The following is a 20,097-nucleotide window of genomic DNA, read 5'->3' on the forward strand; positions in this document are numbered from 1 at the left end:
GAAAAGTCGGCGAGCGAAGGACAGACAAGGCAAAAATCAGCGAAAAGACGGAGTTTACGGGGTGTAAATGAGTATTTTGATCGGACTCGCGCACGAGCTGATTTTTAACGCCGTATGGTCGAGCGCAGCCAGTTTTCGGACAGAGCCTAGGTTACATTCTGCCGGCCATCGGCGAAGGCCTGGCACCAGGCGGGCAGCGCCTCGCCTGGCATCGGCCGGGCGATACCGAAGCCCTGCAGCAGGTCGCAGCCCATTGCCTGGAGGCGTTCGCTGTGGGCAGCGCTCTCCACCCCTTCGGCCACCACCTGCTTGCCGAACCGCTTGGCGAGGTAGATCACGCTCTCCACGATGGCCAGGTCGTGCTCGCGCTCCAGCATGCTCATGACGAAGCTGCGATCCACCTTGATCACATCCACCGGCAGGTTCCGCAGATAGGCCAGCGACGAGTAGCCGGTGCCGAAGTCATCCAACGCCACCTGCACGCCCAGCGCACGACAGTCGCGCATCACCCGGGTCGCCGCCTGGAAATCGTCCAGCGCCGTCGATTCCAGCACCTCCAGGCAGAGCAACTTCGGCGGCACCCGGGGATGAGCGGCCAGGGTCGCACGCAGAGTATCGACGAAGCCATCCTGGGTCAGCGACTTGGGCGTGAGGTTGATGCAGACGCCCAAGGAAAGGCCCTCGGCCAGCCAGGCCTCGACCTGACGCAGCGCCGTGCGCAGCACCCAGGCATCGAAGGCCAGCTCCAGGTCGCTACCGGCGATGGTGGGCAGGAAGGCATGGGGGGCCAGCAGCCCCTGCTCGGGGTGCTGCCAGCGAATCAGCGCCTCCACGCCTATGGCGCGCCGGGTGCGCGGGTCGATCTGCGGCTGATAATAGAGCACGAACTCATCGTTCAGCAGGGCCCGGGAGAGCGCCTTGCGCCGCGCCTGCAGCGCCTTGATCTGCTGCTCCCGGTCCGGGTCGAACAGCACATAGCCATTGCCCCCCAGCACCTTGGCACGGTACATCGCCTGGTCGGCATGGCGCAGCAGGGTCTCGGGGTCGGCGTCATCGGCCGGATAGAGGGTCACCCCCAGGCTGCCGGTCACGCGCAGCCCTTCGTTCGTCCCAACGGACAACGGCTCGGCCAGCCGCTCGATGATGCGCTCGAGACGCTCCCCCGCGTCCTGGAAGCGATGCAGCAGGAAGGCAAATTCATCGCCGCCGAGCCTCGCCACCAGGTCGCCCGGCGCCACCGCTTCCGCCAGCCTCCCCGCCAGCGCCACCAGCACGCGGTCGCTCTCCTCCCGACCCAGGCGGGCATTGAGGTCCTGGAAGCGGTCGAGGTCGAGCACCCCGACTGCCAGTGCCCCTCCTCGCGGAGCGTCTGCCACAGCGCCTGATAGAAGGCCGGCGTCTGGCGTCCGGAAGAGAGCAGGCCGGGATTCTTGCCCAGCACCTCGTCTCGTGAATAGCCGGTGATGCGCTCGAAGGCCTCGTTCACCTCGATGATGCGATTTTCGGCATCCGAGATCATGATCGCCTCGCGGCTGCTGGAGAACACCTTCGCCGACAGCTCCAGGCGCTGCCAGGCCGCATCATGCTGGCGACGCAGGCGCAGGCTGTGCACCAGCTGGGCCAGCGGCTCCAGCAGGGTGAGTGAGCGCTCGCTGTAGCCATCGGGGCGGTTGGCCAGCCCCACCATTGCCACCATCTCCCCCTCCAGCAGCACCGGCAGGCAAAGCAGCGCCTTGAGCGGGGGGTGCCCCGGCGGCAGCCCGCCGCTGCGCGGGTCGCTGCCCGGCGCATTGGAGATCAGCGGCTCAGCGCTCTGCAGCACATGGCCAAAGAGGGTATCGAGGCGGGTAAAGCGCAGCCCCTGGGCCCTGGCCCGCTGGAAGAGCGCCTGCGAGGCCTCGTCCCAGCTGATGTCGGTGATGGCGTAGGTCTGCAGGTAGGGGAGCCCCTCGGCGTCATGGAACACCTCGCCGATGAAGCCATACTCGCTCTCGGTGAACTCCAGCAGCGCCTCGAGCGCCGTGGCGAAGGTGCCGGGGATATCATCCCCTGCGATGAATCCCGACTGCAGCCGGGTCACCAGCTGGTCGATCCGGTGGCGCCACTCCAGCTCGCGCTTATTCTGCTTGAGCGACGTGATGTCCTGGAGGGTGCCCGCCAGGTGGCGGGACGGACTCACCGCATCCGCCCGGGCGGCCGTCAGCTGCACCCAGGTGGTCTGCGCCTCCCCCGGGCGCCTCAGGCGCAGGCACGCCTCGAAGGGCGCTCCCTCGCGAATGACCGCCTCCAGCCCCGCCTGCAGCCGCTCGCGGTCTTCCGGCAGATAGTCCTGGCTCAGCGCCTGGCGGCTGCCAAGGGTCAGCGGCCCCGAGCCATGCAGGCGCTGGAACGCCGTATTCCCCCACACGGCGTCCGAGGCCACATCCAGCTCCCAGGTGCCCAGCCCCGCGCGGGTGACGGTCTCCTCCAGTCGCCGCAGGCGCTGCAGCTCGAAATGGCGCATGACCTGCTCGCCCAGCCCCATGAGGTCCGCCTTCTGCGCCTTATCCAGGGTGCGCGGCCGCGAATCGATCAGGCACAGGGTGCCGATGGCGAACCCCTCCGGCGTCACCAGCGGCGTCCCCAGGTAGTAGCGGATATGCGGCGGCCCGGTCACCAGCGGGTTGGCCTGGAGGCGCGGGTCCTGGGCGGCGTCCACTACCTCGAAGGGCCCTTCGCCCAGGATGGCGTGAGCGCAAAAGGAGAGCTCACGCGGCGTTTCATCGAGCCCGAGGCCCACCTGGCTCTTGAACCACTGACAGTTCTCGTCCACCAGGCTGATCAGCGCGATGCGCATGTCGAAGGCATCGACCGCCAGCTGGACGATGGCCTCCAACGCCGGATCGACGCTGCGGTCATGGCGGGTATAGCGCCACATGGCGCGCAGCCGCGCCGCCTCATCGGCCGGCAGGGGTGCCGCCATCAACGGGGGCCACCGGATCGCCCAGCCAGGGCCGACAGGACGTAGATCGAGGGCAAGATCGGCTCGCTAGGCATTGGGGCTTCCTGTGTGTCGCGTCGGGACGGCTCTGCCTAGCTATCGGCCAATGCCGGGGCAGCTTGAGGCAGGCCTGATGCGAGTCAGCCCAGGATGCGCTCGTAGGTCTGCTCGGTGGCCGGCTGCCGGTCGGCATCGAGCACCTCGCCGCCGAGTGCCTCGAGCTCCCTGCCAAACGCCACGAAGACGTGCATCTGCTGGTTACGGCTTCGCCGCAGCGGAGGTTTTACCAGCAGGCTCAGGCCGCGAAGTTGGAAACCATCGCTGCCCTGCCCGTTCAGCAGGTCCGGCAGGGTGCCGGGCGGAAAGGCATTGGCGACCTTGATCGGGTTGGCGGGCTGTTCACCAGCCACGTTGAAGACCTCGAAGACGGAATCGTAGCGGGCCTCCACCTTGCGAAGCCATGCCACTACCTCTGCCTGTGTCTCGGACGTTGGCTCCGGAAAAATCACGAAGAGGCTATGCGCCGTGACCGCTTGAGCGCGGCGCGGACCGCCACCATCGCGGGAGGGTGCCGAATCCTGGGTCGACTCACTGGTCGGCCCGGGCCGCGGCTTGACGTCAGGCTCAGCGCTGCGTGCCGCCCGCTGTGGCTTCAGGAACGCAACAGATAGATAGAGCGCCAGCCCGGCCGCCGCCAGGCTTCCCAACAGGGCGACCACACCCAACACCGCAGGCAGGGAATCGAACACCATGCTCTCCTTGTACTTTTTATAAGAATATTGACAGGACGACGATGCTAACACACAGAGTTAACACAGTATTATTGACTCATATCAAGCCACACCCAGCCAGACAGCACCCGCAACAGAGGTACCGTCACTGGGCGGGAGTCACGCCAGCCCTGAACTACGGCTGGACCTCGTGGCCGATTGCCTGCTCCCTGGATTCATAGCATAACCGCAGCCCACGACACCGAGCGTCTCAAGCGATTTGGCGAGATCGACTAAAGTCTCGCCCTACCGGGCCGATATGGAAAATGCTTCCAAGTCACCCCACGACGAGACCCTGTCCATGCCCCACACCGCAACGCCCTTAAGGCGCGCGCTCTCGCTGCAGACGCGCCTGCTGCTGCTGGTCCTGATCCCCCTGCTGGTGGTAATCCTGACGCTCACCGCCAGCCAGGCCCTCTCACGTATTCAGGACAGCCGCCAGCAGCTGGAGCAGCAGCGCCAGCTGCTCCTCGATACCCGCCAGACCGGCGTGCAGGACGTGGTGCAGAGCGCCCGCTCCGCCATCACGCCGGTGCTCGAGAACCCGGGGCTCAGTGCGGCCGAAAAGCGCCGCCTTGCAGCCGAAGTGCTCCGCGCCATCCGCTTCGAGGGCGACAACTACATCTTCGTCTACGACTTCGACGGCACCAACGTGGTGCTGCCCTACAGCCGCGAACGGGAAGGCACCGACATGAGCGGCCTGCGCGCGCCGGATGGGCGCTACCTGGTGCGCGACTTCATCGAGGTGGGCCGCAGCGGCGGCGGCCACTACGCCTATCCCTGGGAATACCCCGGCACCGACCGGGTAGAGCCCAAGTACTCCTATGTGGATGCCATTCCCGAGCTCGGCTGGGTGCTGGGCGCGGGGGTCTATGTCACCGACATCGATGAGAGCATGGCGGCCGCCGAGACGGTGGCTGCGGCGGAGCTTCGCCGCAGCCTGCTTACCACTGCCCTGCTCGGCCTGCTGATCTTCGGCGCGGTGGCCGCCGTCAGCCTGGTGCTGGTGCGTCACACCGTGCGCCCCATTCGTCATACCGCCGAGGCCATGGGCGAGATCGCCCGCGGCCAGGGCGACCTGACGCGCCGCCTCACCGCCCAGCGCAACGATGAGTTGGGCGACCTGGCCACCCAGTTCAACGCCTTCGTGGCACGCATGCAGGAGACCCTGCGGGACGTGCGGCGCAGCACCTACAGCGTGCACCAGGCCGCCGGCGAGATCGCCCAGGGCAGCGACGAGTTGGCCACGCGCACCGAAGAGGCCGCGGCCAACCTCCAGGAGACCTCGGCCTCCATGGAGCAGATCACCGCCACCGTGAACCACAGCGCCGAGGCCGCCGAGCAGGCCAACCAGCTGGCTCAGCAGACCGCCGGCGTCGCCCGCGAAGGCGAGACCGCCATGCGCGAGGTCGCCCGTACCATGGGCGATATCGACCACTCCGCCGGCCAGATCAGCGAGATCATCACCCTGATCGACTCCATCGCCTTTCAGACCAATATCCTGGCGCTGAATGCCTCGGTCGAGGCCGCCCGGGCCGGCGAGCAGGGTCGCGGCTTCGCCGTGGTGGCTCAGGAGGTGCGCTCTCTCGCCAGCCGCTCCAGCGAGGCGGCCAAGGAGATTCGCACCCTGATCGACGCCTCCGTGGCCCACACCCGCGAGGGCACCCAGATCGTCGAGCGCGCCGGCACCACCATGCAGGGCATCGTCGAGAGCGTGGCGCGAGTGAGCGACGTCATCGCCGAGATCAGCGCCGGGGCCCGTGAGCAGAATAGCGGCATCGGCCAGATCAACACCGCGGTGGCCGAGATGGACACCATGACGCAGCAGAATGCCGCCATGGTGCAGCAGAGCGCCTCGGCCGCCGGGGAAATGCGCCACCATGCGACCCAGCTCAGCGCCCTGATCGACACCTTTGTGCTGGGCGACGAGCCCGGCGACCAGCGCAAGACTCCGCAAGCCAAGGCACCGACAGCTACCGCCGGTTCAGCATCCGTGGCGCCTCGGCAGGCAGCCCTTGCCTCGCCGGGGCGCACCGCCCCCGTGCGTACTGCGCCCTCCTCCACCGAGGCCGAGTGGGAAACGTTCTGAAATAGAAGAAGGCCCGGCCTGGCTCACCCGCTCTAGACGACCGGGGCAAAGAGCAGCGCCAGGTCCTCTTCGTCGAACATCGGGCCCTCACTCGGGCGCTCGGCACCGCCCTCTAGGATCGAGGCAGCGAGATCGGCCTTGCGCGCCTGCAGGTCGAGAATGCGCTCTTCCACGGTGCCGGCGCACACCAGCTTGTAGACGAACACCGGGTTCTGCTGGCCCATGCGGTGGGCACGGCCGGTGGCCTGGGCCTCCACCGCCGGATTCCACCAGGGATCGTAGTGGATCACGGTGTCCGCGGCGGTGAGGTTGAGCCCGGTGCCGCCGGCCTTGAGGCTGATCAGAAACACCGGGATCTCGCCCTGCTGGAACAGCGCCACCCGCTGCGTGCGGGTCTTGCCCGGCGTGTCGCCGGTCAGGGTGGTGAAGGGGATGCCGTCCTTCTCCAGGGCCTCACCGATCAGCGTGAGCATCTCGGTGAACTGGGAGAAGATCAGGATACGCCTCCCCTCCTCCACCAACGGCGCCACCAGTTCGCGCAGCTGTTCGAGCTTGGCCGAGCGTTTCGTCTTGCGCACGCTCTCCAGCTTGACCAGCCGCGGGTCGCAGCACACCTGGCGCAGCTTGAGCAGCGCATCGAGCATCACGATGCCTGAGCCGGCCAGGCCGCGCTCGGCCACCGCCTGCTGCACCCGCTGGTGCTGGGCCAGGCGCAGGCTCTCGTAGAGCTCGCGCTGGGCGCCGCTCAGGGTGACCTCGCGACGGGTCTCGGTCTTCTCCGGCAACTCGGCGAGCACCTGCTGCTTGGTCCGGCGCAGCATCAGCGGGGCGATGCGCCGGGAGAGCCGCTGGCGCAGTTCGACGTCGCCCTCTTTCTCGATGGGGGTGCGAAAGCGCTGACCGAACCACTGCTGGCTGCCCAGGGCACCGGGGGCCACGGCGTTGAGCTGCGCCCACAGCTCACCGAGGTGGTTCTCCAGTGGCGTGCCGGTCATGGCGATGGCGCGGGCCACATTGAGCTCGCGTACCGCGCGGGCGGTCTGGCTGGCGGCGTTCTTGATCGCCTGGGCCTCGTCCAGCACCAGCAGGCCGAAGTCGTGCTCGCGCAGGCGCTCGAGATCGCGGATCAGCAGCGCATAGGTGGTCACCGCGAGGTCGGCACTGGGAAGCGCCTCCCCGAACTGGCGCTCGCGCTGAGCCTTACCCCCCTGCAGGGCGACGACGTTGAGCTCGGGGGCGAAGCGTTCAGCCTCGGCGCACCAGTTGCCCACCAGGCTGGTGGGCGCCACCACCAGGGTCGGGCGGGTCAGCGCCCCGCGGGCGCGCTCATCGAGCAGATGCGCCAATACCTGGACGGTCTTGCCCAGGCCCATGTCGTCGGCCAGGATGCCGCCGGTGCCCAGCTCGGAGAGAAAGCGCATCCAGGCGATGCCGCGGGCCTGGTAGTCGCGCAGCTCCCCGGTAAAGCCTGGGGGAGCCGGCAGGCTGGCGGGCAGTGCGCGCAGGCGGCTGGCCAGGGCAGTCACGTCTTCTCGCCCCGCCCAGCGCTCGTGTTCGGCAAGCGGCGCGACCTTCTCGGCGGCGGTCACCGGTAAACGCAGCGCAGCCTCCGGGTCACTCTCGTCGCTGAGCCAATCCAGGATAGGCGCCATCAGCGCGCGCAGGCGCGAGAGCGGCATCACCAGGCGCCGATTCTCCGCCAGGGGCAGCGTCCAGCTGGCATCCTCGGCTTCGTCCTCGGCGGGCTCCAGCGGGAAGCCGGGATCCCGAAACAGGCGGCGCAGGATCGGTAGCAGGTTGAGGCGCTCGCCTTCCACTTCGATATCCAGCGCCAGGTCGAACCAGCCGTTGCCGGCCGGCTCCAGTTCGCCGTACCAGTCATCCGGTTCGACGTAGGTCGGCTCCTCGGGGAAGTCGTCGCTGAAGTGAACCAGGCAACCGGCCTGCCGCAGCCGGGCAATCATCTCCCACCAGTCATCGGGGCCGGCCAGGTGGGTCGACCACTCCAGGACCGTGGCCGGCAGGCGTCCCGCGACAGGCAGCAGGAGCGACCAGTTGGGAAGCTTCAGATAGGCCGGCACCACGCCTAGTTCGCGTAGTCGCTCCAGGGTGACCATGCCCGGCGGCAGGCTGCGCACCAGCGCCAGCTCCGCCTCGGTATCGCGCCGGATGATCAGGCGCTGGCCGTCGCGAAAGCCCTGTACGCGCTCGCCACGCTCAGGCACCACCTCGATGCCTGCGTAGTCGAAACTCACCACCGCGGCCCCCACCTCGACCCAGCGCGGCAGCGGGGCCCCATCACGAAAGCCCAGCTGCCCCGCGGCAGCCTGCATGGTGACCTTGAGGCGCGGCGCCACATCATCCAGGTGGCGCTCCTCGATCTGGTGCGGCGCGACCAGGGTCTCGGCCAGCGCCGGCGCCTCGCGCAGGCGCTCACTCAACCAGCCGCTCATCTCAGGGGGCAGTGGCGGCGCCCGCTCGACCCGGCTGAGCCATTCCGGGTCCCCCGCCATGCGCCCGAAGAGGCCCTGCTCAACGTCCAGGTAACACAGCTCGCGCCCTGCGCGTAGGACGATCCCCGCTGGAGAGAGCAAGTCAGCGGGCTGGACGTCCAGCTCAAGGTGCTGGACACCCTCCTCATCGGCTTGCCAGTAAGGTGCCAACTGCCCGGCAGGCCCCAGCGCCAGCGGCGAGCCGGTCTGCTTCTCGTGGAACAGCAGCGGGGGAGCCTCAGCTTCCAGCAGGCGCCACAGCGCCCGGGCCTGGAAGGGCTGAGACACCAGGGTGGCGCCGCGCACCTGGCCGGACACCCAGGTGGACTCTCGTTGGCCGTGCAACAGCAGGGTCAGGGCTTCCTCAAGATCGGCCGACCAGCCGCCTTCGGGAACCGGCTGCAAACCATGGGGGCCAGATTCGATGATCCGCGGCGCTACCCAGCCCGTATGACGCCGGCTCTGACGCGACGGGCGCACCCACACCGGCACCACCCGCAGTATCGGGTCACGATAGGCACCGGGGACGCTCAGAAACAGCGCCAGGCGATACTCCTCGCCAACGCGCTCGCTGTCAGGGCCTGGGTGAGCCGGGGCGGCCAGCCAAGCCTCCCAGTCGCGCTTCAGCCGCTCGCTTCTGGCAGATGCCAGCTCGGCAGGCGACGACGAGTTGGCGTGCGGCGGTGCAGGGGGCGAGTCGGGAGACGGCTCGGCGCTTTCCTCATGCCAGGTGCCACCCTCCTCGGCCATCTGCTCCATGAAGGTCTCGATCAGCGCCACCGCATGCTTGCAGCGCACGCCGACCGGGCAGTTGCAGAGGGTAAAGAGCCCCTTGTCGAGCCCCTTGGGGTCAAGATAGACCTGCGTCATGTAGGCCTGCTTGCGCCCCCCAGCCACCCGCCCGTGTATCCCCAGCATGTCTTTGCCGACCTGCAGGTTGAACCCGCCATATACACGCCCCTTATGGGCGTACCCCAGGCCACGCGACAGGGTGGCGGCATCGAAGGCAGTCGGCCAATCCACCTCCATCAAAGCCCAGAACAGGTCAAGGGCAGGATCTTCAGGGAAGTGCTCGGACACATTGGCTCCTTATACCTGACTAGTGGCGACCTCTCGGGGCGGCGATGCTACCACGAGAGCTCCCGCTCACCCGAGTTGCGCCTGCTCCACCTCGAAGGCCACGATCTGGCGCTGCTCCCGGGAGAACTCCACGCCCACCAGGTGAACGGGCATGCCCCGGCCAAGATACTTGTCCGCGTAGCCGCGAGCCTTGAGCTGGGCGAGGGCACTGCCCTCGGGCAGTTGCTCCACCACCTTGAATTCGAACAGGTAGAGGTGCCCGAAGGCCTCCACGGTCATGTCTACCCGGCCGTGGTGGCTGGCATCCTCCACCGTGACCCGCACCCCCAGGGCAGCGAAGTGGCTGTAGAAGACGCTGGCATAGTGGCCCTCGTACCTGGCGATAGGATTGTTGCGATACCAGTCGTGGGGCAGGCCAGCATAGAGCGCCTTGAAGTAGGACTCCAGCCCCGCAAAGTCCGCCTCTCTCAGCAGGCCTGGCAGCCGCAGTATCAGGTCGTCCTGGGCATCGTCGTTCAGCCCCAGCACTGGCAGCAGCGCCTCGTTGAGGCTCATCTCCACCTCCTGGTTGGGGAAGCCCAGACGATAGAAAGGCCGGTTAGGAATCTCTTCGCGCACCTCGTGCAGCGTCAGGTAGCCCGCCTGAAAAAGCAGCGCTTCCGTCGCGATATCGTCCACATCGAAACGGCCCAGCAGCGCCGGGCGACTATGCCAAGCGGTCAGGGCCGGAGTGAACACACCGCGCTGCCGGAGCAGCTCCACAAGGAAGCTGGGCGTGGCACTCTCGAACCAGTAGGCGCCGAACGCTCGCTTCTGAAACAGCAGCAGCACATCGAAGGGGTTATAGACCGACGCCACGGCCTCCCCGCCCCAGCGGTAACCGTTGTACCAGTGGCGGATCGCCTCGCGATCCAATCCAGGCAGCTCTGCGGCAAACACCTGGTCGATATCCGCATCGGTATAGCCGCAGAGCGTGGCGTAGGGGGCATCCAAGGTGATGTCGTTGAGGTTGTTCAGGCCAGAGAAGAGACTCACCTTGCTGAACTTGGAGACGCCGGTAAGCAGCACGAAGGCCAAGTGCGGGTCGGCATCCTTGAGCACGCTGTAGAGGTTCTTCAACCCCTCGCGCAGCGCCCGGGCACGCTCCGGCTCCAGCAGGTTATCGAGGATTGGCTTGTCATATTCGTCGATCAGCACCACCGCGCGTTCGCCATGCCGGGCGTGTGCGTCGCGAATCAGCGCCGAAAACTCCCCGGCAATGTCGGTCTCGCGATTCAGCGATACCCCCAGGCGCTCACGCTCCCGGAACAGCTGATCACGGATGCGAACATCCAGGGCCTCGCGGCTCTGCAGCACGCCATCGCCAAAGCTCAGCCGGATCACCGGATGGCGGCGCTGCCACTCCCACTTGTCGTGGATATAAAGCCCATGGAAAAGCGCCTCGCGCCCCTCGAAGAGGCAGGCCAGGGTATCCAGCAGCAGGCTCTTGCCGAAGCGCCTCGGGCGCGAGAGAAAGTAATAACCGCCCTCCTCTACCAGCCGATGCATCAGGGGTGTCTTGTCGACGTAATAGCACCCTTCCTTGCGAAGTTTCTCGAAGGACTGGATACCGATGGGCAGTTTCTTGCGAGCGGCGGTGACCATGGCGTCTCCAAGCGTGGCCGTGCAGCAGAGCGCCAGTGTAGCACCGGACGCTCCATGGAGGTCTGCTGGGCATTCTGAGCTTTTCCTCCCAGGCACCTTCTCAGCAAGAATCCGCGTGAAGCCTCGCCCAGCCGGGCGGGGAGCAGTCACCACGCCAAACTTGCGCGAAACCATCAAGGTTCAATAGTGGTACCTGCAAGAGATGATCGTGATCGAAGACTCCTCCACCACGTAAACCAGTCGGTTTGATTCGTCAATGCGTCGAGACCAAAAACCGGACAGGTTCTCCTTTAGTGGCTCGGGCTTACCAATACCTTCAAACGGCGAGCGCTTGACGTCCGCTATTAGCTTATTGATTCTCTTTAGCGTTTTCTTATCTTGACGTTGCCAATAGACATAATCACGCCATGACTCATCCGTCCAGCACAGCAGTCGATTACTCATCGTCATCGAGCAACTTACGCTCAACGACTTTTCCTGAACGGTACTGCTCAATCGATCTGTTCAGATGTGCCGCATTCGCTGGGGAGCGAAGCAGGTGCACGGTTTCCATCAGGCTGTTGTAGTAATCGAGTGACATCACGACGGCATCTTCAGAGTCTCGACGTGTGATGATGGCCGTATCGGCATCGTTAATCACACTGTCCAGCACGCTCTTTAGCCCGTTTCTTGCTTCGGTAAAGGACACGACCCTCATGGCACTTCTCCACGGTCATTGCATTGTGCTCACGATAGCATAGACATCAGACATGTTCAATATGTTGCACATGTTGTCGATTGCCGAGGGCTACCCTCTCCCCCACTAGGCTGTGCCAGTGGCGGTCGATCACTTGAAGGGGTGAATACCGATGAGCAGCTTCTTGCGAGCGAGGGTGGACATGGCGCCTCCGGGCACGACGGTTCAGCAGACGCTCCATAGAGGCCTGCAGGGCGCTCTGTGCTGGCCGGCACGGGCAGTTGCCTCAGCCCGTGATTGCCTCCTCCACCTCGAAAGCCACGATCTGGCGCTGCTCCTTCGAGAACTCCACGCCCACCAGGTAGATCGGCATACCCCGGTCGCGGTACTTGTCGGCGTAGCCTTTGGCTTTTAGCTGCTCCAGGGCCCGCCCCTCGGGCAGCTGCTCCACCACCTTGAACTCGAACAGGTAGAGCTGCCCGAAGGCCTCCACGGTCATGTCCACCCTGCCGTGGTGGCTGGCATCCTCCACCGTGACCCGCACCCCCAGGGCGGCGAAGTGGCTGTAGAAGACACTGGCATAGTGTCCTTCATATTTCGCGATCGGGTTATTGCGGTACCAGTCGTGAGGCAGGCCGGCATACAGCGCCTTGAAGTAGCTCTCCAGGCCCGCAAAGTCGGCGGCTTTAAGCAGGCCCGGCAGCCGCAGTATCAGCTCGTCCTGGGCATCATCGTTCAGGCCCAGCACCGGCAGCAGCGCCTCGTTGAGGCTCATCTCCACCTCCTGGTTGGGGAAACCCAGACGGTAGAAAGGCCGGTGGGGAATCTCCTCGCGCACCTCGTGGAGCGTCAGGTAGCCCGCCTGAAAGAGCAGCGCCTCGGTGGCGATATCGTCCACATCGAAACGCCCCAGCAGCGCCGGCCGACTATGCCAGGCGGTCAGGGCCGGCGTGAACACGCCCCGCTGCCGGAGCAGCTCCACCAGAAACGTCGGCGTGGCGCTCTCGAACCAGTAGGGGCCGAACGCTCGCTCCTGAAACAGCAGCAGCACATCGAAGGGGTTGTAGACAGCCGTCACCTCAGCCCCGCCCCAGCGATAACCGTTGTACCAGTGGCGAATCTGGTCACGATCCAGCCCCGGGAGCTCGGCGGCGAACACCATCTCGAGGTCGGCATCGGTATAGCCGCAGAGCGCGGCATAGGCAGGCGAAAGGGTGATATCACGCAGATTATTCAGCCCCGAGAAAAGGCTCACCTTGCTGAACTTGGAGACGCCGGTGAGCAGCACGAAGGCCAGGTGCGGGTCGGCATCCTTGAGCACGCTGTAGAGGTTCTTCAAGCCCTCGCGCAGGGCTCGGGCGCGCTCGGGCTCCAGTAGGTTATCGAGGATCGGCTTGTCATACTCGTCGATCAGCACCACGACGCGTTCGCCATGCTGGGCATGGGCATCGCGAATCAGCGCCGAAAACTCCCCGGCAATGTCGGTATCACGCGTAAGCGACACCCCCAGGCGCTCACGCTCCCGGAACAGCTGGTCGCGGATGCGAACGTCCAGGGCCTCGCGGCTCTGCAGCACGCCATCGCCGAAGCTCAGCCGGATCACCGGATGGCGGCGCTGCCACTCCCACTTGTCGTGGATATAGAGCCCTTCGAACAGCGCCTCGCGCCCCTCGAAGAGGCAGGCCAGGGTATCCAGCAGCAGGCTCTTGCCGAAGCGCCGCGGGCGCGAGAGAAAGTAATAACCGCCCTCCTCTACCAGCCGATGCAGCAGGGGTGTCTTGTCGACGTAATAGCACCCTTCCTTGCGAAGTTTCTCGAAGGACTGGATACCGATGGGCAGCTTCTTGCGAGCGAGGGTGGACATGGCGCCTCCGAGTACCACGGTTCAGCAGAAGCGCCAGTGTAGCACTCTGAGCATTTGCCCCCAGAAATTTCGCGGCATGCCCCAGGCACCTGCTCAGATCAGAGTCCATTGGTGCGTACCAGCGGCGATTATAGATTCACCTGGCCGAATGCTAGACTGCCGTAAGCTTGCTCAGCCGATTGCCAAGGCAGGACCCATGCAGGATTCCACCGCCATCCAGGACGCTCTTGCCGATCTGGCGTCCCACAGCGACGAAATCGCCGTGCTGTGGCTCTATGGCTCACGGGCCAAGGGCACAGCGACGCCAGCCAGCGACTTTGATCTGGCCGTTGCCTTCAGGGAGTTCGATAAGGACCCGCTGGAGAGGCGCCTGCGCCCCGAGCTCCTGGCGCAAGCCTGGCAGGATGCCCTTGGCCTGGCGGAGGGCCGGCTCTCGATGGTGGACATCAACCTGGCGGAGGGCCGGCTCTCGATGGTGGACATCAACCTGGCGCCGCTGCCCCTGGCGCATGTCATCATCCGCACCGGGCGCGTGCTTCAGGCCAACGATCGCCTGAGGCTGATTCGAGAGGAACAGCGAATCGGCTCGATGTGGGAGATCGACCACCTTTACCACCAGCGCCATTTCGCCTGATCGACCGAGCCGACCTCCTATGGAACGCGAATATATCGACGCCATGCGGGAGCACCTGGCCACCCTCGCCGAGGAGCTGGAGCAGCTCTCACAAGCCGCCACGCAGCCGAGCGGGCTGAGCCCGCTGCTCTATCGTGCCGCCGAGCGCAACCTGCAGCTGCTGACCGAGGCCTGTATCGGCATCGCCAAGCAGCGCCTGAAGGCACTGGGGCAGGCCGTGCCCAGCGAGGCAAGGCAGGCCTTCGCCAAGCTGCACCGCCTCGGCCATGACGACAGCGGCACCCCCTGGAACAAGGTCATCGGCCTGCGCAACGCCCTGGTACATGACTATCTGAACCTTGACGCCGGCATCGTCGAGAGCGTGATACGCCAGCGCGACTACCAGCGGCTGCTGGACTTCGCCGAGACACAGCTTCGGGCTGGCTAACAGGGAAAGCAGGCAGGCCTCTCCCCCATCAGCCCAGCATCGCCAGCGTATGCTCACGTTGCTGCTTCACGGCATCGTCCAGAATCTTCAGCAGCTTGTCATAGTCCTCCGGCATCTGCTCGTCCATGCCGGTGGCCTCGAATCGCTCCATCGTGGCGCGAGTATCGTCCAGCACGGTCTGAAGCTCATCAATGATTTGCTGGTGCTGATTCTCGGTCATCCTCTCACCTCGTCTGCAACTCCTGGGCACGACGGTACAGCCGCTTGGCACTTTCGATGGCCACCGATTCCGAGTCATCCATCTCCAGAAGCGGGCTAGTGAAATGCTGCCGCCCTTCTGACGCAGCCTTGAGCTGATCGGAGTAGCGCTTGAGCAGGTGTTCAAGATTCATGCGGATCATCATCATCTCCAGCTCGAACTCCTGCTGAATACGTGTCAAGCGCTCTCGCTCCGTTTCATCCTGACATGTCTCGATACGCATCTTCAGCGTGTTGTCGATCAGATGCTCGGTTGCCTTGAGCTTGGGCAGTACATCGCGGGTCAGCTCACGCGCATCGATCTGTTCCATCTTTTCCACCTGCTAGCGTCGTCGTATCCATTGGAAAAAACCGGCCCCACGAATGGAGCCGGTTCGATGGCAGTACCAAGGGAAGGAAACTCTTCCCTATAGGCTCAAGTCCCGGATTAACCCAGCAGAGAAAGAACGTTCTGCGGGATCTGGTTGGCCTGTGCCAGTACGGAAGTGCCGGCCTGCTGCAGGATCTGCGCGCGGGTCATGTTGGCCACTTCAGAGGCGTAGTCGGCATCTTCGATGCGCGAACGAGCGGCTGCGAGGTTGGTCTCGTTGGTGTTCAGGTTGGTGATAGCGTCTTCGAAGCGGTTCTGCACGGCACCCAAGTCAGAGCGCAGAGAGTCGACAGTCTTGAGAGCGGAGTCAAGCGAGCCCAGCGGGTTATAAGCGTTCGCATCAGTCGAGCTGGTTTGATCAACCTCGCCTTTGAAAAGGCCATCCTCGCCAACTGAATCAACCTCAGCCGCTACTGTCGTATCGATTGTTGCTACAGCAGCAAGAGTAAGGTTTCTATCGCCGTTAGTACCGGTAGCAGTCACATACTCACCATCAGAAGAGTACTTGACGTTAACTGCGTTAGGTACAGCAGCACCATCGTTAACAGTCTTTATAGCAGCGGTAGTACTGGTCGCGATGTCGAAAGCGGCTTCAGCGGCAAAAAGGGTGCCATTAGCGTCTTTGATGACATAATCGCCGGTGCCTTTCCCGTCATCGCCAACCACTTCATGAAGAGTGCCACCTGTAACGGTGATGGCGCCACCAGCTGAGTTCTCGGTAATAGACTCACTAAGGCCAACATCGACAGACTTTGTTACATCAAAGCTATTAAGTCCGAGAGTGGCCTGATTGATTTCCTGAAGGTTGATGGAGATGGTTTCTCCGTCGTTTGCGCCAACCTGAATATTCAGCTTTTGATCGCTAGCCAGAACTTTTACGCCGTTGAAGCTGGTTTCTTCAGCGATTCGGTTGATTTCGTTCAGACGCTGACCGATTTCGTTCTGGATGGATTCCAGGTCTTCAGCGGAGTTAGTGTCATTCTCGGCCTGAACAGACAGTTCACGAATACGCTGCAGGTTGTCGTTGACCTGGTTCAGCGAACCTTCAGCGGTCTGCGCAACGGAGATACCGTCGTTGGCGTTCCTTTGTGCTTGTGCCAGACCGGTGATCTGAGCGGTCATGCGGTTGGCGATGGCCTGACCGGCGGCGTCGTCCTTGGCGCTGTTGATGCGCAGGCCGGAGGAGAGACGCTCCATGGAGGTCTGCAGCGCGTTCTGGGACTTGGACAGATTGGACTGGCCAATCATGGAGGTAATGTTGGTATTGATCACTGACATGGTGTGATTCCTTCCAAGCTGTTGGGGGCTCCATTGGCGGGCCCGCTGCGATTGGTCTTTCAAGGCCCAGCGGGCCTGCCACAACGGCGCCGTTGGCCGTTACTCTCTATAACGGCGGCCCCGGGGAAACCTTTAGGCCCGTGGCGAAATAATTTGTGACATTTGCCTTGACAGTGCGTAACAAAAGGTAAATCTGGCCTGTAGATAACCCGGAAAGGCCAGCGCCCGGCGGAGCCGGGCGCTGCGGGGAAGGAGGGACTGGTGATGAAGGGGCTGGAAAGCCGAAGAGCCGCCCTGGCCGTTCCCGCTTCAGTTGCCGGCAGCCAGCTGCCGGCCAACCAGGCGCAAGGCTATTCCACCTGGATATCATGATGTCTAAAGTAATCAATTTTCTGCTAAAATAGACATCATGATGCCCCACGATGGATTCATTGATGCGTCTCTCTCTCCTCACCGCCAGCGACACCCAGCACGATCTTGCCAAGGCTGTGCGCCGCCACCGGCGCGAGCTGAAGCTTTCGCGTAGCGCCCTGGCAGAGCGCAGCGGGGTACCGGCCCCAACGATCAAGCGGTTTGAAACCACCGGGCAGATTTCCCTGCGCCAGTTCCTGCTGCTGTGGCAGTGCGTGGATCGACTGGAGCGAATCGCGGCGCTGGCGGCGCCAACGCCTGAGGCGCCACGCAGCATCGAAGAGGTGCTCCGCGATGAGTGAGTTCACGCCCGTGCGGCAGCTGGAGGTGTGGCGCACCCTCGGCGACGGCCGCCAGGTTGCGGTGGGCCGGCTGGCGCAGAATCGCCAGGGCGTGTTCTTCCAGTATGACGACGCCTATTGCCAGGCCTTCCACAACCTCGCGCCGTTTCAGCTGGCCTTCGACACCCGGCTGCAGGCCGCCCCTCGCTCCCCGCACCGGGGGCTGCATGGTCTCTTCGCCGACTCGCTGCCGGACGGCTGGGGCATGATGCTGATGGACCGCCTGTTTCGCCAGCACGGCATTTCACCCCATGACGTGACGCCGATGGATCGGCTGGCCTTTGTGGGCGAACACGGCATGGGGGCCTTGCGCTATTCCCCGGCATCGGCGCTTGGCGCTGACGGCGACACCGCCCCCGAGTGCAGCCTGCGCGAGCTGGGCGAACAGGCCCGCCGGCTCTTCGAGGGCCAGACCGACACCGTACTGGCCTCCCTGGCACAGGCCGGCAGCTCGGGCGGGGCCCGCCCCAAGGTGCTGGTGTATCTCTCCCCGGAGACTCCCGACCGGGCCAGCACCCACCCCCGCACAGGGCTGGAGCCCTGGCTGGTCAAGTTCACCTCCGGCACGCTGGCACTGGGGCATGAAGAGGGGCTATGCGAGGCCGCCTACCTGACTCTTGCCCAGCGCAGCGGCATCGAAACACCGAGCTGGAAGCTGATCACGCCGCCCGAAGGTTCCCCGGCGCTTGGGTGGCTGGCACTGCGGCGCTTCGACTGCAGCGCGAGCTCCAGCGAACGGGGCCGGTATCACATGAGCAGCGCCTGCGCACTGCTGGATGCCGATTTTCGCCTCCCCTCTCTGGATTACGAGGATCTGATCAAGGCCGGCCAGGTGCTCTGCGCCAGCCCTGCCGTCGGCAGGCAGCTGTTTCGTCGCGCCCTCTTCAACCTGTTCGCCTGCAACCAGGACGATCACAGCAAGAACTGGGCGTTCCTTCTGGACGATGAAGGCCAATGGCGCCCCTCGCCCGGCTACGACCTGACCTTCAGCCCGAGCCCCTATGGTGAACACGCCACGGCGTTCAAGGGGTATGGCAAGGCCCCACCGCTCAAGGCCGTTCAGGTGCTGGCCGATCAGGCCGGTTTCGCGCGCTGGCGCGAGGCAAGAGAGACGATCGAGGAGGTCGTGACGGCGATCAGCGGCTGGAGCTCAACCGCCAGGGCGCTGGGGGTCAGCGACGGGGTGCGCCGGGAGATACAGCAGCGGCTGAACGCCACTCTTGAGGAGAACCGCCCGCTCTGGCGCGGCTGAGGGGCGGACCACGCCCGCCTTGGCCACCGGCGCCAAGGCGGGTGTCTGGATCACGGCGCCGCTACCGCTTCCTGGGGTTGCCCAGGTCCGCCAGCATATCGAACTGCTGGGTGAGGTAGGCGCTGGTCTGGTTCATCTGGGCGATCATCGAGTCGAGCTGGCCGAACTGCACTCGGTAGCGGTCGATGGTGCGCTCGATGGAGACCTCCATGCGCTCGAAGCGTTCGCCCAGGCTCTTCATGCGGGTCTCGGCGCCGCTGATGGAGCGCTTGACGATGCCGTTGCCGTCCAGCAGCTGCTCCAGGGTACCGTTGAGGCTACCGGCCAGGCCGCCCTTGGCGTCGGCGCCGGCGAAGAACTCGCCCAGGGCGGCCATGTTACCGCTGGTGAGTTCGTTGAGCTTGGCGTCATCGAGCTTCAGGGTGCCATCGCGCTGCAGGGTGATGCCCACCTGGCTGAGCATGCGCAGCTCTCCTTCACCTGTTCCACCGGAGAGCACGCTGCGCAGGCGCGCCTCGATGGTGCGCACGGCGCTGTCGCCGTTGAGCTCGCCGGCCTGGCCGGTCTCGGCATTGAAGGAGGTGAGCTTGCCGATGGTGCCCTTAAGCTCGTTGAACGCCTTGACGAAGCCCTGCACCGCCTCCCGAGCCTTCAGGGTGTCCTGCTCCACCCGCAGGGTGATGGGCTGCCCCGCCTCGGTGGTCTGTTCCAGGTTCAGGGTCACGCCCTGGATAGCGCCCTCCACCTTATTGGTGGCGCTGGTGATGTCGATGCCGTTGACCTTGAGCTCAGCGTTCTGCCCCGCCTGGGTGATCACCGTATTGCTGCCCGGCTCGGCATCGTTATCTGCCGTGATGGCCGCCTGGGCCTCCGCGCCGAGGATGTCTAAGAAGTTGGTAGAGGCGATGGAGGCCTCGGCGCCGGTTTCGGTGCTGTTCAGCGCCAGGCGGAAGCCGCTGCCGTCGTTGACGATGGAGGCGCTGACGCCGCTCTCCTTCGTGGCGTTGATGGCGTCGCGGATGTCTTCCAGGCTCGCGCCGGCTGCAATATCGATCTTCAGGGGCTCATCGCCCGGCGCCATGCCGGCAAAGGTGAGCTCGAGCTGGGTATCGGCATCGACAATGGCGGTATCGGCAGCTTCCACCCGCTGGGTGGCCAGGGTGCCGGCACGCGCCAGTTGGGTGACCTCGACGCTGAAGGTCCCGGGCTGGGCCGCCTTGCTGGTGGTGGCGGTAAAGGCCTCGCCGCGTACGTTGGCGGAGAGGCTCTGGAACAGCGAGGCGTCGTTGAGCTTGGCCACGCTGTCCTGAAACTTGGTCAAGGAAGACTGCAGCTGGCCGAAGGCGGAGATCTTCGCCTGCTGCTGCTCCCTCTGTGCCTGCAGGGGGGCGAGCTTGCCGCGCTCCGCATCGCGCAGCTGATCGAGCAGACCGGAAAGGTCCAGGCCAGAGCCAACGCCGAGGGCCGTGATGGTTGACATGGAAGTTCCTCAGTAGGCGCGCGAGGCGCGGATACCCATAGGGGCTTTAGC

16 protein-coding genes and 1 pseudogene are annotated in these 20,097 nt (G+C 64.8%); 5 read left to right on the forward strand and 12 right to left on the reverse strand.

What is annotated here, in order from left to right; translation table 11 throughout:
• Window positions 1-146: 146 nt before the first annotated feature.
• From HIR79_RS18545 to HIR79_RS15040, 3 genes and pseudogenes are all read right to left on the reverse strand, one after another.
• Window positions 147-1,376 (reverse strand): putative bifunctional diguanylate cyclase/phosphodiesterase, encoded by a 1,230-nt coding sequence (locus HIR79_RS18545; RefSeq protein ID WP_349304983.1) that lies wholly within the window; start codon window positions 1,374-1,376, stop codon window positions 147-149.
• Between the two features lie 14 nt (window positions 1,377-1,390).
• Window positions 1,391-2,962: pseudogene (locus HIR79_RS18550) on the reverse strand (GAF domain-containing protein); the annotation flags it as partial.
• 158 nt (window positions 2,963-3,120) lie between these two features.
• Complete coding sequence (locus HIR79_RS15040; RefSeq protein ID WP_169958947.1) at window positions 3,121-3,729, reverse strand: cell division protein ZipA C-terminal FtsZ-binding domain-containing protein; 609 nt, start codon at window positions 3,727-3,729, stop codon at window positions 3,121-3,123.
• A 322-nt stretch (window positions 3,730-4,051) separates the two neighbouring features.
• On the opposite strand from HIR79_RS15040, the gene HIR79_RS18695 reads away from it, so the two are divergent.
• Window positions 4,052-5,839, forward strand: a complete 1,788-nt coding sequence (locus HIR79_RS18695; RefSeq protein ID WP_169958948.1) for a methyl-accepting chemotaxis protein — start codon at window positions 4,052-4,054, stop codon at window positions 5,837-5,839.
• 32 nt (window positions 5,840-5,871) lie between these two features.
• On the opposite strand, the gene HIR79_RS15050 is transcribed toward HIR79_RS18695, so the two are convergent.
• From HIR79_RS15050 to HIR79_RS15070, 5 genes are all read right to left on the reverse strand, one after another.
• Window positions 5,872-9,201: a DEAD/DEAH box helicase gene (locus HIR79_RS15050; protein ID WP_169958949.1), complete on the reverse strand. Its 3,330-nt coding sequence runs from the start codon at window positions 9,199-9,201 to the stop codon at window positions 5,872-5,874.
• Window positions 9,202-9,477: 276 nt separating this feature from the next.
• Window positions 9,478-11,055: a PD-(D/E)XK nuclease domain-containing ATP-binding protein gene (locus HIR79_RS15055; RefSeq protein WP_169958950.1), complete on the reverse strand. Its 1,578-nt coding sequence runs from the start codon at window positions 11,053-11,055 to the stop codon at window positions 9,478-9,480.
• 180 nt (window positions 11,056-11,235) lie between these two features.
• Window positions 11,236-11,499, reverse strand: a complete 264-nt coding sequence (locus HIR79_RS15060; protein ID WP_110070795.1) for a Txe/YoeB family addiction module toxin — start codon at window positions 11,497-11,499, stop codon at window positions 11,236-11,238.
• Window positions 11,492-11,752 (reverse strand): type II toxin-antitoxin system Phd/YefM family antitoxin, encoded by a 261-nt coding sequence (locus tag HIR79_RS15065; protein ID WP_110070796.1) that lies wholly within the window; start codon window positions 11,750-11,752, stop codon window positions 11,492-11,494. Before HIR79_RS15065 ends, HIR79_RS15060 begins: the two co-directional genes overlap by 8 nt.
• Before the next feature lie 265 nt (window positions 11,753-12,017).
• Complete coding sequence (locus HIR79_RS15070; protein ID WP_169958951.1) at window positions 12,018-13,595, reverse strand: PD-(D/E)XK nuclease domain-containing ATP-binding protein; 1,578 nt, start codon at window positions 13,593-13,595, stop codon at window positions 12,018-12,020.
• 196 nt (window positions 13,596-13,791) lie between these two features.
• Here HIR79_RS15070 and mntA point away from each other — a divergent pair, with 196 nt between their 5' ends.
• Window positions 13,792-14,229: a type VII toxin-antitoxin system MntA family adenylyltransferase antitoxin gene (gene mntA / locus HIR79_RS15075; protein WP_169958952.1), complete on the forward strand. Its 438-nt coding sequence runs from the start codon at window positions 13,792-13,794 to the stop codon at window positions 14,227-14,229.
• A gap of 19 nt (window positions 14,230-14,248) precedes the next feature.
• Entirely contained in the window at window positions 14,249-14,656 is a 408-nt protein-coding gene (hepT, locus tag HIR79_RS15080; RefSeq protein ID WP_169958953.1) for a type VII toxin-antitoxin system HepT family RNase toxin, read from the forward strand.
• 28 nt (window positions 14,657-14,684) lie between these two features.
• Here hepT and HIR79_RS15085 read toward each other — a convergent pair whose 3' ends face one another.
• The 3 genes from HIR79_RS15085 to HIR79_RS15095 form a co-directional block, all read right to left on the reverse strand.
• Window positions 14,685-14,876, reverse strand: a complete 192-nt coding sequence (locus HIR79_RS15085; RefSeq protein WP_169958954.1) for a hypothetical protein — start codon at window positions 14,874-14,876, stop codon at window positions 14,685-14,687.
• 4 nt (window positions 14,877-14,880) lie between these two features.
• Entirely contained in the window at window positions 14,881-15,225 is a 345-nt protein-coding gene (locus HIR79_RS15090; protein ID WP_169958955.1) for a hypothetical protein, read from the reverse strand.
• 116 nt (window positions 15,226-15,341) lie between these two features.
• Entirely contained in the window at window positions 15,342-16,562 is a 1,221-nt protein-coding gene (locus HIR79_RS15095; RefSeq protein WP_169958956.1) for a FliC/FljB family flagellin, read from the reverse strand.
• 422 nt (window positions 16,563-16,984) lie between these two features.
• Here HIR79_RS15095 and HIR79_RS15100 point away from each other — a divergent pair, with 422 nt between their 5' ends.
• Complete coding sequence (locus tag HIR79_RS15100; RefSeq protein ID WP_502708653.1) at window positions 16,985-17,275, forward strand: helix-turn-helix domain-containing protein; 291 nt, start codon at window positions 16,985-16,987, stop codon at window positions 17,273-17,275.
• Complete coding sequence (locus HIR79_RS15105; protein ID WP_169958957.1) at window positions 17,268-18,566, forward strand: type II toxin-antitoxin system HipA family toxin; 1,299 nt, start codon at window positions 17,268-17,270, stop codon at window positions 18,564-18,566. Before HIR79_RS15100 ends, HIR79_RS15105 begins: the two co-directional genes overlap by 8 nt.
• A gap of 61 nt (window positions 18,567-18,627) precedes the next feature.
• Here the strand turns inward: HIR79_RS15105 and fliD are convergent, their stop codons facing one another.
• The gene (fliD, locus tag HIR79_RS15110; RefSeq protein WP_169958958.1) at window positions 18,628-20,046 is read right to left on the reverse strand and encodes a flagellar filament capping protein FliD; all 1,419 of its coding nucleotides are present in this window, start codon (window positions 20,044-20,046) and stop codon (window positions 18,628-18,630) included.
• Between the last annotated feature and the right edge of the window lie 51 nt (window positions 20,047-20,097).

Origin of the sequence: Halomonas sp. PGE1, from assembly GCF_013000985.1 — a bacterium.
Classification (GTDB): Bacteria; Pseudomonadota; Gammaproteobacteria; order Pseudomonadales; family Halomonadaceae; genus Halomonas; species Halomonas alkalicola.

What these genes read in the sequence shown, in the direction of transcription:
- HIR79_RS18695 (WP_169958948.1), top strand. Translation starts at nt 4,052, where the DNA reads ATGCCCCACACCGCAACGCCCTTAAGGCGCGCGCTCTCGCTGCAGACG.
- HIR79_RS15050 (WP_169958949.1), bottom strand. Translation starts at nt 9,201, where the DNA reads ATGACGCAGGTCTATCTTGACCCCAAGGGGCTCGACAAGGGGCTCTTT.
- HIR79_RS15055 (WP_169958950.1), bottom strand. Translation starts at nt 11,055, where the DNA reads ATGGTCACCGCCGCTCGCAAGAAACTGCCCATCGGTATCCAGTCCTTC.
- HIR79_RS15060 (WP_110070795.1), bottom strand. Translation starts at nt 11,499, where the DNA reads ATGAGTAATCGACTGCTGTGCTGGACGGATGAGTCATGGCGTGATTAT.
- HIR79_RS15065 (WP_110070796.1), bottom strand. Translation starts at nt 11,752, where the DNA reads ATGAGGGTCGTGTCCTTTACCGAAGCAAGAAACGGGCTAAAGAGCGTG.
- HIR79_RS15070 (WP_169958951.1), bottom strand. Translation starts at nt 13,595, where the DNA reads ATGTCCACCCTCGCTCGCAAGAAGCTGCCCATCGGTATCCAGTCCTTC.
- mntA (WP_169958952.1), top strand. Translation starts at nt 13,792, where the DNA reads ATGCAGGATTCCACCGCCATCCAGGACGCTCTTGCCGATCTGGCGTCC.
- hepT (WP_169958953.1), top strand. Translation starts at nt 14,249, where the DNA reads ATGGAACGCGAATATATCGACGCCATGCGGGAGCACCTGGCCACCCTC.
- HIR79_RS15085 (WP_169958954.1), bottom strand. Translation starts at nt 14,876, where the DNA reads ATGACCGAGAATCAGCACCAGCAAATCATTGATGAGCTTCAGACCGTG.
- HIR79_RS15090 (WP_169958955.1), bottom strand. Translation starts at nt 15,225, where the DNA reads ATGGAACAGATCGATGCGCGTGAGCTGACCCGCGATGTACTGCCCAAG.
- HIR79_RS15095 (WP_169958956.1), bottom strand. Translation starts at nt 16,562, where the DNA reads ATGTCAGTGATCAATACCAACATTACCTCCATGATTGGCCAGTCCAAT.
- HIR79_RS15100 (WP_502708653.1), top strand. Translation starts at nt 16,985, where the DNA reads ATGGATTCATTGATGCGTCTCTCTCTCCTCACCGCCAGCGACACCCAG.
- HIR79_RS15105 (WP_169958957.1), top strand. Translation starts at nt 17,268, where the DNA reads ATGAGTGAGTTCACGCCCGTGCGGCAGCTGGAGGTGTGGCGCACCCTC.
- fliD (WP_169958958.1), bottom strand. Translation starts at nt 20,046, where the DNA reads ATGTCAACCATCACGGCCCTCGGCGTTGGCTCTGGCCTGGACCTTTCC.